At 66.1% G+C, this 13,188-nt stretch carries 14 protein-coding genes; 8 read left to right on the forward strand and 6 right to left on the reverse strand.

Features of this window, described 5'->3' with window-relative positions; all coding sequences use genetic code 11:
* Window positions 1-265 precede the first annotated feature (265 nt).
* Window positions 266-1,324: a sensor domain-containing protein gene (locus G3574_RS17680; protein ID WP_163966065.1), complete on the reverse strand. Its 1,059-nt coding sequence runs from the start codon at window positions 1,322-1,324 to the stop codon at window positions 266-268.
* A gap of 234 nt (window positions 1,325-1,558) precedes the next feature.
* Window positions 1,559-1,825 carry a hypothetical protein gene (locus G3574_RS17685; RefSeq protein WP_163966069.1) on the reverse strand — a complete coding sequence of 89 codons (267 nt, stop codon included), beginning with the start codon at window positions 1,823-1,825 and terminating at the stop codon, window positions 1,559-1,561.
* A gap of 211 nt (window positions 1,826-2,036) precedes the next feature.
* Here G3574_RS17685 and G3574_RS17690 point away from each other — a divergent pair, with 211 nt between their 5' ends.
* Window positions 2,037-3,032 (forward strand): 2-dehydropantoate 2-reductase, encoded by a 996-nt coding sequence (locus G3574_RS17690; protein WP_163966072.1) that lies wholly within the window; start codon window positions 2,037-2,039, stop codon window positions 3,030-3,032.
* A gap of 116 nt (window positions 3,033-3,148) precedes the next feature.
* Window positions 3,149-3,742, forward strand: coding sequence for an ATP-dependent Clp protease proteolytic subunit (locus G3574_RS17695; RefSeq protein WP_163966076.1), 594 nt, complete (start codon window positions 3,149-3,151; stop codon window positions 3,740-3,742).
* 4 nt (window positions 3,743-3,746) lie between these two features.
* Here the strand turns inward: G3574_RS17695 and G3574_RS17700 are convergent, their stop codons facing one another.
* A complete protein-coding gene (locus tag G3574_RS17700; protein WP_163966078.1) occupies window positions 3,747-4,265 on the reverse strand; it encodes a hypothetical protein in 519 nt (172 codons plus the stop codon).
* A gap of 90 nt (window positions 4,266-4,355) precedes the next feature.
* Window positions 4,356-4,973 (reverse strand): 3'-5' exonuclease, encoded by a 618-nt coding sequence (locus G3574_RS17705; RefSeq protein WP_163966169.1) that lies wholly within the window; start codon window positions 4,971-4,973, stop codon window positions 4,356-4,358.
* 255 nt (window positions 4,974-5,228) lie between these two features.
* Between G3574_RS17705 and G3574_RS17710 the strand changes: the two genes are divergently transcribed.
* The 4 genes from G3574_RS17710 to nudC all read left to right on the forward strand — a co-directional run bounded on the left by G3574_RS17710 (window position 5,229) and on the right by nudC (window position 9,343).
* Complete coding sequence (locus G3574_RS17710; protein WP_163966081.1) at window positions 5,229-6,308, forward strand: 3-deoxy-7-phosphoheptulonate synthase; 1,080 nt, start codon at window positions 5,229-5,231, stop codon at window positions 6,306-6,308.
* A gap of 109 nt (window positions 6,309-6,417) precedes the next feature.
* On the forward strand, window positions 6,418-7,173 hold the full coding sequence (locus G3574_RS17715; RefSeq protein WP_163966083.1) for a c-type cytochrome: 756 nt from the start codon (window positions 6,418-6,420) through the stop codon (window positions 7,171-7,173).
* Window positions 7,170-8,444 (forward strand): cytochrome c, encoded by a 1,275-nt coding sequence (locus G3574_RS17720; RefSeq protein WP_163966087.1) that lies wholly within the window; start codon window positions 7,170-7,172, stop codon window positions 8,442-8,444. The genes G3574_RS17715 and G3574_RS17720 overlap by 4 nt, the downstream gene beginning before the upstream one ends.
* Window positions 8,445-8,530: 86 nt before the next feature.
* A complete protein-coding gene (nudC, locus tag G3574_RS17725; protein WP_163966090.1) occupies window positions 8,531-9,343 on the forward strand; it encodes an NAD(+) diphosphatase in 813 nt (270 codons plus the stop codon).
* Window positions 9,344-9,458: 115 nt separating this feature from the next.
* Here the strand turns inward: nudC and G3574_RS17730 are convergent, their stop codons facing one another.
* Window positions 9,459-10,394 carry a Tim44 domain-containing protein gene (locus G3574_RS17730; protein ID WP_163966092.1) on the reverse strand — a complete coding sequence of 312 codons (936 nt, stop codon included), beginning with the start codon at window positions 10,392-10,394 and terminating at the stop codon, window positions 9,459-9,461.
* A 317-nt stretch (window positions 10,395-10,711) separates the two neighbouring features.
* Between G3574_RS17730 and G3574_RS17735 the strand changes: the two genes are divergently transcribed.
* Window positions 10,712-10,915, forward strand: a complete 204-nt coding sequence (locus G3574_RS17735) for a hypothetical protein (RefSeq protein WP_163966095.1) — start codon at window positions 10,712-10,714, stop codon at window positions 10,913-10,915.
* A gap of 26 nt (window positions 10,916-10,941) precedes the next feature.
* On the opposite strand, the gene G3574_RS17740 is transcribed toward G3574_RS17735, so the two are convergent.
* Window positions 10,942-12,000: an AI-2E family transporter gene (locus G3574_RS17740; protein WP_328804805.1), complete on the reverse strand. Its 1,059-nt coding sequence runs from the start codon at window positions 11,998-12,000 to the stop codon at window positions 10,942-10,944.
* Between the two features lie 67 nt (window positions 12,001-12,067).
* Here G3574_RS17740 and G3574_RS17745 point away from each other — a divergent pair, with 67 nt between their 5' ends.
* Window positions 12,068-13,180 carry an NADH:flavin oxidoreductase/NADH oxidase gene (locus G3574_RS17745; protein ID WP_163966098.1) on the forward strand — a complete coding sequence of 371 codons (1,113 nt, stop codon included), beginning with the start codon at window positions 12,068-12,070 and terminating at the stop codon, window positions 13,178-13,180.
* The last annotated feature ends 8 nt before the right edge of the window (window positions 13,181-13,188 follow it).

Here is a 13,188-nt window from a genome sequence, read left to right on the forward strand (position 1 = left end):
GATCAGCAGCATGATGGAACCGTGCCTGCGGAAGAGCCGCTGGAACAGTTCGTCGCTCCCGACGGAGGACGAAAAGCTGATCGGTTCGTCGGCTTTCATTTGCAGAGCATCAAGGTCTGGTCGGCGCGATAAGATTCCTGAAGTAAATCACAGTTTGCCGTCCTTGGGGTTCAATGCCCGTGGAAATCGCCGCAAATCGTCGCGCCGCATGGACGATGGTTGCGCGCTTTCCACGGATCGGGAAGCCGCGCGATGCGCATGCCAATCAGGTCTTCATTGCCGGATCGAAGAGCTGGACGTTCGCGCGGCCTGCCTTCTTCGCATGGTACATGGCGGTGTCGGCGCAGCCGATCAGGAGGGACGCATCCTGCCCATGCTCGGGGAAGAGGCTGATGCCGATGCTGGGCGTGACGCTCAGCGCATGGTCCTCGATGAAGTAAGGCTGGGCCAGCGCGCCCTGCACCCGTTGCGCCGCTTCCACCGCCGCCGTCGCGGACTGCATCTCGGGCAGCACCAGGATGAACTCGTCTCCGCCGAAGCGCGACACCGTATCGACGGCGCGCAGCAGCTTGCGCAGGCGCGCGGCCGTCGCCTGGAGCAGCAGGTCGCCCACCCGGTGCCCATGCTTGTCGTTGATGGGCTTGAAGCGGTCGAGGTCGATGAACAGGACCGCGACCCGCCCCTGGTGGCGGCGCGCCATCTCGATGGCCTGCTCCAGCCTGTCTTCCATCAGGCGCCGGTTCGGCAGGCCGGTCAGGGCATCGTGCTGGGCGAGATAGCGGATCTGCTGTTCCGCCAGCTTGCGTTCCTGGATTTCGGCATGCAGGCGCGCGTTGGCCATCGCCAGCTCGGCGGTACGTTCCTGCACCCGGCGCTCCAGTTCTTCGTGCGCGCGCAGCAGCGCCTGCTCGGCGTTCTTCCTCTCGGTGATGTCTTCCACGATGAAGATCGTGCCCTTGCGGTGGTCGCTCGGGTCAATCGCGCGGCCGAGCATCCGGCACCAGAACAGCGAGCCGTCGCGCCGCTTCATCTGCAATTCCGTATCGAGGCGCTGGCCGCTGCCCAGGATGGGACCGGCGATGCTGCTCAGGGCGGCGAATGCCTGTTCCGACGGATAGACGATGGAGGTTGACTGGCCGATGAGTTCGTTGCCGGGCCAGCCGTACATTTCGGAGAAGCGGGGATTGCAGTGCCGGAAGCGGCGGTCGCGGGTAAAGATGATGCCCAGCGAGGCATTGTCGAGGATGGCCTGGTATTCCAGCAATTGCTGGCGAAGCTCGTCCTCGCCGCCAATGATCGCGTCATGGATGGTATCGATGTACATGATGGCGCCCCCAACGTTCTCCGCGCAACCCACGCACGCATGCCGCGATTCCGTGAGTGCCGTTCTTATTTTGATGTCCGCCCGCCCTCGCGCTGCCGATGTGTTGCCCGGCAGGGAAAGCCAGCGTCAGGATATATCCTACTATTACTTTCAAGAAATAGCGTTGAACGGATGGCAACATGTCGCCGCAAAATGCATTGCGGGCGGCGGGGGTCATGCGGATTATGGGGGGAGTCAGTCTCGCGTCCCGCCGGACAGGATGTCGAAGGTCTTGCGCGCGGTGGAGCGTTGCGGCTTGTCCCGGCCTTCCAGGAAAGCCTGGGCCGCGCGAGCTTCGTTCGCGGCGTCGATGGCCAGCGATCCGGACCGCACCTGCACCGGCATTTGCGCCGGGGAGGCCGTCCTTGCCGGCGGCGTGCCCTGGATCAGGTCCAGCACGTTGTCGCTGCGCCAGGCAACCAGGCAGGACGCGAGCAGCACGAGGATGAGGATGGTTTTCATGGCATGGATATCGAGGTAAAGCCATTTCGGCACGCGCTGGCGGCTTGTGGCCGCCGGTTGCAGCTTGCCGGTCGCCGGTCCGGCGGCATTTCGACAGGCGCATTACCATAGCATGCCGTGCCGGGTGGCCCAATCCCATGAATATAGTAAGAATGGCGGGAGCGGCCCGGCCGGCGGCATTCCATCCCTACCTAGAGCAACAAGGAGCAGCATGAACATTACTTTGTACGGCGCCGGCGCGGTGGGTGGCCTGATCGGCGCCCGCCTGGCGGCTTCGGGCAACGACGTCAGCGTCATTGCGCGCGGCCGCACGCTGGACGCGATCCGCGCGCACGGTTTGCGCCTGCAGTCGGACGATGGCACGAAGGCCTTTCCCGTCGAGGCCGGCGACGATCCGCGCCGCTTCGGCGTGCAGGACCTCGTGGTGCTTGCGGTCAAGGCGACCGGCTTGCAGGAAGTGGCCCGGCACATCGCGCCGCTGCTCGGCCCGGAAACGATCATCTTGACGGCAATGAACGGCGTGCCGTGGTGGTTCTTCGACGCGATCGAAGGGCCGCTGGCGGGCACCCGCCTACCCTCGCTCGATCCGCAGGGCGTGCTCGCGAAGGCCATGCCCGCCTCGCAGGTCATCGGCTGCGTGGTGCACCTGTCGAGTTCCTGCCCGGAACCCGGCCTGGTGAAGCCGGGCTTCGGCAACCGCCTGATCGTGGGCGAACCGGCAGGTGGCCGCAGCGCCCGGCTCGACAAGGTCGCCGCCTTGCTGGCCGAGGCCTGCTTCGACACCGAAGCGAGCGCCGACATCCGCTCCGACATCTGGTACAAGCTCTGGGGCAACATGACCATGAATCCCGTATCGGCCATCACCGGCGCGACCGGCGACAGGATGCTCGATGATCCGCTGGTGCGCCGGTTCTGCCTGGCCGTGATGCAGGAAGCCGCCGACATCGGCGCCAGGATAGGCTGCCCGATCACGCAAAGCGGCGAAGACCGCATGGAAGTCACGCGCAAGCTCGGCGCCTTCAAGACGTCCATGCTGCAGGACGCCGAGGCGCGGCGGCCGCTGGAGATCGACGCGCTGGTGACCGCGGTGCATGACATCGGCAAGCTGGTCGGCGTGGCCACGCCGAACGTCGATGCCTTGCTGGGACTGGTGCGCCTGTTCGGCCAGAGCCACGGCCTTTATCCGCGGGAAGCATCCTTTCCCTGACGTAACGCAAGCCCGCCGCATGTGCGGACGACGCAAACCATGCAAACGGCCGGCGATCGCAGTACCATGATGATCCCGGCCGGCGGCATGCCGGCTTACTCTCATTGATGGCGAACATGATTGACCTGAACGAAGACAACGACAACGCACCGGTACAGATCACCGACGATCGGTTCATCGAACAAAAGATTTTTGATTCCCGCTTTGTATTCGTGTTTGGCGGCATCAACGACAAGCTCGCCAAGGACACCGCCCGCCGCCTGATCGCGCTGGCCGACCAGTCCGACGCGCCGATCACCATGCTGGTGTCGTCCCCCGGCGGCCACGTTGAGTCCGGCGACGTGATCCACGACGTGGTGAAATTCATCGGCGTGCCGGTGAACATGATCGGCAGCGGCTGGGTCGCCAGTGCCGGCACCCACCTGTTCCTCGCCGTGCCGAAGGAAAGGCGCTTCTGCCTCAAGAACACGCGCTTCCTGATCCACCAGCCGAGCGGCGGCATGGGCGGCCAGGCGTCGGACATCGCGATCCAGGCCAAGGAAATCATCCGCATGCGCGAGCGCATCGCCCGCGTGATCGCCGAGGAAACCGGCCAGCCGCTCGAGAAGGTGCTCAAGGACATCGACCGCGACTACTGGATGTCGCCCGAGGAAGCGATCGACTACGGCCTCGTCTCGAAGATCATCAACAGCCGCAAGGACATCGCCTGATCCATCAGAAGCACTGCACGAAGGCGCCGTTGGTCGTGCACAGGCGGCCGCTGCCGCTGGTGACCGCGCCGCCCGGCGCGGCGCCCGGGCCGTTGTAGCGTCCGCCTTCGCTGTTCCAGCAACCGCCGCCATCGCAGCCCGTGATGGTGGGCGGAGGCGCCGGCACCGTGACATTCGGCACGGTCACCGGCGCGGCCTCGCGCCGCGGCGCCTCCTTGGGCGGCGTCACATCCCTGACCGAAAGCGGCGGCGAGAGCACATGCGGATGCCGCTTCGCCGACAGGCCTTCGGCGCACTTGTCCTTTCCCGCGGCGCATATGTCCTGGGGGTTCGGTGGATTCTGCCGAGCACGCTCCCGGGATGACTCCTGGGCTTGTCCCTGCACTTGCCCCTGTACTTGACCCCCTGCCTGTTCCTGCGCAGCCCCTTGCGGGGCATGCAATTCCGGATGCCACTCCTGTGCCTGGCTACCCGCTGCAAGCGCCAGCATGCCTCCCAGCATCACCACCATGATTCGATTCATGTCGCCCTCCTGCTTCTGAGGGTTTGACCTTGCAGGCGGGAAAAGTGCCATCGCGCCGCAGTTCCGAGCGGCCCAACGGCCGGAGACCGGTCAGGAGAAGGCCTGGCGCAGGAAGTGTGGCACCCGGGCGGCGCTCAGCGCATTCAAGCGTTCCAGCAATTCGGGGTCGATGCGCTCCACGCCATAGGTCTGCCCGAGATAATCCGCCGCGTGCAGCAGCACCCGGGCGCTAGCTTCCGCGTCCGCCTCGGCGCGGTGCGCCTGCCCGCTGAAGCGGATGCCCAGCGCGCTCGACAGCATCCCGAGCTTGTAGCTCGGCAGGCCGGGAAACAGCCTGCGCGACAGCTTGAGCGAGCACACCATGCGCCGGTAGCGCGGCCGCATTCCCAGCGCCAGGCTTTCCGAGTTCAGGAATTTTTCATCGAAGCTGGCGTTGTGCGCCGCCAGCGTGTCGGACCCGATGAAGTCGATCAGCTCGGGGATCACCTGCGATACGCAAGGGGCGTCGTCGACCATCCGCTGGGTGATGCCGGTCAGCTGGGTGATGAATGCCGGGATGCGGACATGGCAGTTCACCAGCGAGACATAGCGTTCGACGATGTCGCCATCCCGGATGCGCAAGGCCGCGACTTCGGTGATGCGGTCGCCGGAGGCCGGGCTGAGTCCGGTGGTTTCGAAGTCGAGCATGACGATGGGCTGGCTGTACATGGCGGAGCGGTACCGGGGCGCCGGAGGCGCGGTGGAGAGGGAATCGGGAACGAAGGCGATTCTACGCCAGCCGCCGGGCAAAGACGATGGCGGAACGGCAAGCATGGCGGGTCGGGCGCCGGTTTTCATGGCGGTCCACCGGCTTCCCGCCCCGCCGGAGCGCCGGATTGCACGGCTGTCATGCCTGAACGGCTACACTATCGGTTTTTGCGCCGGTGTTTTCCTTCCGGCTTTCCTTCCGCCCCGCATGCCATCATGACCACCTTCCATCTCGAAAACGTCAACGTCGCCTCCTTCGAATCCATGCCCACCCCGGAGGAACTGCACGCGCGGCTGCCGCTGTCCGAGGCCGCCGGCACCGTGGTCACGCAGAGCCGCGAAGCCCTGCGCAACATCCTCGACCGCAAGGATCCGCGCCTGTTCGCGGTGGTCGGACCCTGTTCCATCCACGACCCGGTCGCCGGCCTCGACTACGCGCGCCGGCTCAAGGCGCTGCAGGAAGAGGTGAAGGACACCCTGCTGCTGGTGATGCGGGTGTATTTCGAAAAGCCGCGCACCACCACCGGCTGGAAGGGCTACATCAACGACCCGGACATGGATGATTCCTTCCACATCGAGCGCGGCATGGCGAACGCGCGCCGCTTCCTGCTCGACGTGTGCGAGCTCGGCCTGCCGACCGCCACCGAAGCGCTGGACCCGATCTCGCCGCAATACCTCGGCGACCTGATCGCCTGGACCGCCATCGGCGCGCGCACCACCGAGTCGCAGACCCACCGGGAAATGTCTTCCGGCCTGTCGACGCCGGTCGGCTTCAAGAACGGCACCGACGGCGACATCGGCATCGCCATCAACGCCATCCTTTCCGCTTCGCATCCGCATTCCTTCCTCGGCATCAACGGCCAGGGCTCGGTCGCCATCGTGCGCACCAGCGGCAATCGCCATGGCCACGTGGTGCTGCGCGGCGGCGACGGCCGGCCGAACTACGACACCGTGTCGGTGGCGATGGCGGAGCAGGCGCTGGCCAAGGCAAAGCTGCCTGCCAGCATCGTGGTCGACTGCTCGCACGCAAACAGCTTCAAGAACCCCGACCTGCAGCCGCTGGTGATGGCCGACGTGGTCAACCAGATCCGCTTCGGCAACCAGTCGCTGGTCGGCGTGATGATCGAGTCCAACATCGTCGGCGGCAAGCAGTCGATTCCCGCCGACCTCTCGAAGCTGGTCTACGGCTGCTCGGTCACCGATGGCTGCGTCGGCTGGGACGTGACGGAAACCATGCTGCTGGATGCGCACAAGGCGCTGAAGGACGTGCTGCCCCGCCGCGTCAAGCCATCCTGATCGGCAGCGCCCCGTCCCGAAGCCTGTTGAACCAACCGCAAGCCACCGCGTCTTTCCAGAGACGGGCGGCTCGCGCCTTCGATCCCTCGCCAACCTGCATCCATCCAGCATGCCCATTTTCCGGTCCGAGACTTCTTCGCCGCCACGCCGTCCCGCCGCAACGATCCGCTTGCCGGCGTTTGCCGCGGCGCTGTTGTGCGCGGTGTTCGCCCTGTCTTCCCACGCCGCGGACGAACGCGACATGAACAAGCGCGCCGCGCCCTGCATGGCCTGCCATGGCAAGGAAGGCCGCGCCGCCAGCGACGGCTACTACCCCCGCATCGCCGGCAAGCCGGCCGGCTACCTGTACAACCAGCTGGTCAACTTCCGCGATGGCCGGCGGCAGCAATATCCGCTCATGACCCACTTGGTGCAGCACCTGTCCGACGACTACCTGAAGGAAATCGCCGAGTATTTTTCCGCGCTGCATGCCCCCTACCCGCCCGCCCAGTCGGTGGAAGGCGCAACGCCCCAATTGCTGGAAAAAGGCCGGGCCCTGGTGGTGAACGGCGATCCGGCGCGCAACATCCCGTCCTGCGCTTCCTGCCACGGCGAAGCGCTGACCGGCGTCGTGCCCTCCACTCCGTCGTTGCTGGGGATTCCGCGCGATTACATCAATTCGCAGTTCGGCGCCTGGCGCGAAGGCACCCGGCGCGCGGCGGCTCCCGACTGCATGGGCCAGATCGCCAAGCAGCTCGCGCCAGAAGAGGTGTCGGCGGTGTCCGCCTGGCTGGCCTCGCAATCCATGCCGGCCGATCCCGCGCCGTCCACCAAGACGCTCAAGCTGCCGGTGGCCTGCGGCAGCGTGCAGGGGAGCGGACGATGAAACGCCTTATCCTGACCTTGCTGGTCGTCGTTGCCGTCGCCGCCGGCTTGGTCGCGTGGCTCGGAACGCGCAACGACGCGCCCGTCGCCGCCACGCCCGTCCCGGCCGATAAGGCAGCCTGGATCGCACGCGGCGAATACCTGGTGCGCGCCGGCGACTGCGTGGCCTGCCACACCGCGCGCGGCGGCATGCCCTATGCGGGCGGCAGGGCGATCCGCACCGGCTTCGGCACCTTCTATGGCCCCAACATCACGCCCGACAAGGACACCGGCATCGGCGACTGGAGCGCCGACGACTTCTGGCATGCGCTGCATGACGGCAAGGGCAAGAACGGCACGCTGCTGTATCCGGCCTTTCCCTTCCCGAACTACACCCGGGTCAGCCGCGCCGACGCGGATGCGATGTTCGCCTACCTGCAATCCCTGCCGCCGGTGCGCCAGGCAAGCAGGAAACCGGAGCTGCAGTTTCCCTTCGACCAGCGGATCCTGCTGGCCGGCTGGCGCGCCCTGTATTTCCGGCCCGGCGTGTTCGAGCCTCAGCCCGGGCAAAACGCCGAGTGGAACCGTGGCGCCTATCTGGTCCAGGGACTGGGGCATTGCAACGCCTGCCACACGCCGCGCAACATCCTCGGCGCCACCCAAGCCAAGGCGGACCTGAGCGGCGCCATGATCCCGATGCTCGACTGGTACGCCTCGCCGCTGACCGGGGAAAAAGATGCCGGCCTCGGCGCCTGGAAGGTCGAGGAAGTCGCCGACCTGCTCAAGACCGGCGTGTCGATGAAGGGCGCGGTTTCCGGCCCGATGGCGGAAGTGGTGCGTGAAAGCCTGCAGCACCTGTCCGGCGAGGACGTGCGCGCGATGGCGGTCTATCTCAAGTCGCTGCCGCAGCATCCATCCGAGGAAAAGGCGCCGTCTCCCGGGCCGGAACACGAGGCCCAGCTGGCGCTGGGCGCGTCGCTGTACGAAAAGCATTGCGTGGACTGCCATGGCGCGAATGGCCAGGGCGAAGGTCCGCATTATCCGCCGCTCGCGGGCAACCGCGCGGTGACCTTGTCCTCCCCAACGAACGTGATCCGCATGGTGCTGCATGGCGGCTATCCGCCGAGCACGGGCGGCAACCCCCGCCCCTATGGCATGCCGCCGTTCAGCGCGATGCTCAGCGACGAGGAAGTGGCGGCGGTGGTGTCGTCGATCCGTAATGCCTGGGGCAACCGGGCTTCGCTGGTGCAGTCGGGACAGGTCAACCGCTACCGCGCGGTGGTGGTGGACTAGCGTCCCGTTCCGGGCAGGCGCCGGTGGCAACGACCGGCCGGGTGGCAAATCGGTATCATGTCAGGATCGCCACCCGGAACCCGACCATGCTGCAAACCCCTCAAGCCTTCTCTCCGCTCGTCCGCCGGCTGGAGCACGAACAGCCGCATACCTTCCTGTTCCGCGGCGACGAGCTGCTGCTGCGCGGCGATGACCTGACGCTGCCGCCGGCAACCGACGCCGCCCTGCTGGCCTTGCCGCCGGAACGCATGCACGCCGTCGGCATGCTCGAGGATCGCTACTGCCATGCGGCCTGGCTGGATGCGTCCGTCGCGCCGCCAACCGGATACGCCTTCCGCAAGCTGCGCACCCTGTTCGGCATCTGGGACGATGGCATGGTGGCCCTGGCGGGACGCGCCTACCAGATCGTGGAATGGGCGCGCACCCACCGCTTCTGCGGCGCCTGCGGCACGGCCACGGCCTATCTCGATCACGAACGCTGCGCCCGCTGCCCACAGTGCGGCATGACCGCCTACCCGCGCATTTCGCCCGCGATGATGGTCCTGGTGCGCAGGGGCGACGCCATCCTGCTGGCGCGCAATGCCATGTCACCCACCAACCGCTTCAGCGCGCTGGCAGGCTTCCTGGAGCCCGGAGAATCGGTGGAGGAAGCGGTGCACCGGGAGGTCATGGAAGAGGTCGGCTTGAACGTGACCAACCTGCGCTACTTCGGCAGCCAGTCATGGCCCTTCCCGCACTCGCTGATGATCGCCTTTACGGCGGACCACGCCGGCGGCGACATCCAGGTCGATCCCACCGAAATCGCGGAAGCCCGTTGGGTAGGGCCGGGCGATCCGCTGCCGGAAATCGCGCCCGACTTCTCGATTGCCGGCAGGCTGATCCGCGCCCATCTGCCCTGACGGGCCACGGCGGACACTCGCGGCGGCGCAAAAAAAAACCGCACAAGGCGAATCCTTGTGCGGGTGAAAATCCGCTCCGAGGGAGGGAGAGCGGATGAGGAGCTTGTGCGCTGCGTCAGGACAGCTGCTGGATGCCGGCGAGCACCCAGCCGCCCTGGCCTGATGCCGGCTTGACCAGGTTCCACACTTCCGCGAAGGCTTCCGCCGGGGCGTTCTCCGCTTCGCGGATCATGCCGCTGAACCGCACGCTGGCCATGTACTGGTCGCCGATCTGCTCCATGGCAGCCAGCTCGGCGTCGAGCGATACCACGTCGGTATGGTTGGTCGACGGGCCGCGCTCCTGCAGTTGCAGCTTCAGCTCGGCGTACATCTCGGGCGAGGTGAATTCCTTCAGGTCGTTAATGTCCGCCTTGTCCCATGCCGCCTGCAGGCGGATGAAGTAGGTCTTCGCGTGGCGCAGGAAGCCTTGCACGTCGAAGCCCGCGGGCACGTCGACGACGGGGACCGCCTCAGCCACGTTCGCTGCCGCGCCGCCGCCTGCGAATTCCGCCTGGCGCGCCGCGGGCGAAGATAATGCCGGTTCGAGGCGCGAGCCGATCTCCGGCGTGGCGGCGCCAGCCGCGCCGGCATAGGCGGGACGGGGACCCGCGCTATCGCCGGATTTCCTGCGCAGCATGCGGAAGATGAAGTAACCGGCCGCTGCCAGCAAGGCGATCATCAACAGGGAGCTCAGCATGCCGGCCATTGCGCCGCTCAGGCCGAGATGCGAGAACAGTGCGCCCAGGCCCAGACCGAGCAGGGCGCCGCCGAGCATGCTCTTCCAGGGCATCGACGGTTTCGCCGCCGGTGCCTGGGGAGCCGCGGCGGGAGCGGCTTGCCTGGCGGGCTGCGGTGCGGCCTGCTGCTGCATCGGCGCAGCGGGCTGGCGGCTCACCGATTGCGACTGCTTGCCGATCGAACTGCCGCCGCCCATGCGCTTGGCATTCGCATCCACGGCCACCATGGACGCCGCGCTGGCCGCGATCATCAGGGTCACCAACAATTTTTTCATGCATCCTCCAGGGTAAGAAACCGCTTCATGCCGGGCGCCTTGCCGGCGGCCGGAAAGTCATTGACGACGAATGGATCATAGCGAAGCGCCGTCAATGGAAAAATCGAAGTAATCAGAAGGAAAACTTCGGAAAAACGGAAACGTAGCGATATTTGGCCCGTTGCGGGTCCCGGTGGAATTTCTACGCGAGGCGGCAAATTCTCTCGCGAGACACAGCCGGGCATGGGCGGTGCGGGGAGGGGCGGCGTGGAATGCACGACTGGCCTGCATATTGCTCGCCTTCGTCTCTTCGTCGTCTCTTTTCGAGGAGTAGCGCCATGGCAAGCAACGCACATCCCACGCCGCAGAAGACCGAACGGGCCACCGAACTGCTGCATCCGGGCGACGAAGCCGCGCCGGGGACGCCGCAGACCGGGGAAGTCACCTGCCCGGAATGCGATGGCCAAGGCAATCTTGCCGGCAAGACTTGCCCGAATTGCGGCGGCACCGGCATGGTGGTCGTTACCGTCGGCGACGCCTGAGGAAGCGGAAAGGCGGCGTCAGCCCGCTACACCAGCCCGTTGTCGCTGAGTTCCTTTTTCAGGTAGGCATAGAAGACAGGCGCGGCCACCACCCCGGGCAGGCCGAACAAGGCTTCCATCACGAGCATGGCCGCCAGCAGTTCCCAGGCGCGGGCGTCGATATGGGAGCCGATGATCTTCGCGTTCAGGAAATACTCCAGCTTGTGGATGATGATCAGGAAGACCAGCGACGCGACCGCGATCTCGAGCGAATGCGACAGGCTGATGATGACGATCACGGTGTTGGAAATCAGGTTGCCGATCACCGGCAGCAGTCCGGCGAGGAAGGTCACGGCCACCATGGTCTTCGCCAGGGGCAGGTGGATGCCCGCCAGCGGCAGGATCACCATCAGGTAGATGGCGGTCAGGATGGCGTTGATGGCGGCGATCCTGACCTGGGCGAACACGATGTTCTGGAAAGCCGCATGCAGGTTGGCGATGCGCGCATGCAGCGCCGCCGACAAGGGCTTGTAGTCGGGAGGATAGGTGGTGTCGTACAACGCCGCCATCGCGCCCACCACCATGCCGATCAGTACATGGGCCAGGGTGCGGCCAGCCTGCTCGCCCATGGTCTGGGCATTCGAGGCATTGGCCCTGAACCAGCTGGAAATCATTTCCCGCAGGGCATCCGCGCCGGCCGGGACATGGGACCGCAACCATTCCGGCATCTTGCCGCGCGACGCTTCGACGATGTCCGCCAGCCGCTGCATCAGGTTTCCGATGCTGCCCGCATCGCTCTGGAAGAAGGTGACCGCGCCCCAGATCGCTGCGCTGAGCGCCAGCACGATCAGCACGACCAGCACCGTCACCGCGATCACCTTGGCGCGCTGGCTGCTGATGTTTTTCCCGAGAGCGGGCGCGAGCATGTGCACCAGGGAAAATACCAGCAGGCCGGCGAACAGCGAGGCCAGCAGGCCCGCCTTCATCACGACCAGCAGCGTAACCGCTGCCAGCACGTAAGACGCAATAGTGGTTAAATTCTTGTTGTTCTGCATATGCATGGTGGTTTTCATCCAGTCGGCTTGGCCGCCATTGTGGGCGACCATGTCCTTATTGGCAATCCTGCTTAATGCCTCCTTAACCGTCTCCTCAACATCATCGGGAAAACAATAGATGAGTCATCTTTTCACGAGCATGCAGCTGGGGTCCTTGCAGCTGACCAACCGCATCGTCGTTGCGCCGATGTGCCAGTACTCCGCCAGCGAAGGTTCCGCGACCGATTGGCACATGATGCACCTCGGGCACCTCGCGCTGTCCGGTGCGGGCATGCTGATCATCGAAGCGACTGCGGTGGAACCGCAAGGCCGCATCACCGCGGGCGATCTCGGCCTGTGGTCGGACGACAATGAAGCCGCGCTGGCGCGCGTGCTGCAGGCGGTGCGCCGCCATTCGCCCATCCCGGTCGCGATCCAGCTTGCCCACGCGGGACGCAAGGCCTCGACGCACGTGCCCTGGGAAGGCGGCCAATCCATTCCATCGACCGCGCCGCAGGGATGGCGCACCGTCGCGCCTTCCGCCATCCCCTTCGCCGGTCATGACGAGACGCCGCTGGCGCTGGACGAGGCCGGCCTGCAGCGCGTGCGCGACGCCTTCGCCGCGGCGGCCCGGCGCGCGGCCCGGCTGGGGCTGGACTCGATCGAGGTGCATGCCGCGCACGGCTACCTGCTGCATCAATTCCTGTCGCCGCTGTCGAACCGGCGCGAGGACGGCTATGGCGGGACGCTGGAAAACCGCATGCGCTTTCCGCTGGAAATCTTCGATATCGTGCGCGCCAACTTCCCGAAGGAGAAAGCGGTCGGCGTGCGCGTTTCGGCGACGGACTGGGTGGATGGCGGATGGGACGTGGAACAGACCGTCGCGTTCGCGCGAGCCCTGAAGCAGCGCGGCTGCGGCTACATCGACGTCTCGAGCGGCGGCTTGTCGCCGCTGCAGAAGATCGAACTTGGTCCCGGCTACCAGGTACCCTTCGCCGAACGCATCAAGCGGGAAGCCGGGATGCCGACGATGGCGGTCGGACTGATCACCGAGGCGCAGCAGGCCGAGGACATCATCGCGTCCGGCAAGGCGGACATGATCGCGCTGGCGCGCGGCATTCTCTACGATCCGCGCTGGCCATGGCATGCCGCCGCGGCCCTGGGCGCCCAGGTGGATGCACCGCCGCAGTACTGGCGCTCGCAGCCGCGCGAACTCAAGGAATTGTTCCGCACCAACACCATGGTCAAGTGAGGCGGCCA

Source organism: Noviherbaspirillum galbum (genome assembly GCF_010974945.1).
Lineage (GTDB): Bacteria > Pseudomonadota > Gammaproteobacteria > Burkholderiales > Burkholderiaceae_D > Noviherbaspirillum > Noviherbaspirillum galbum.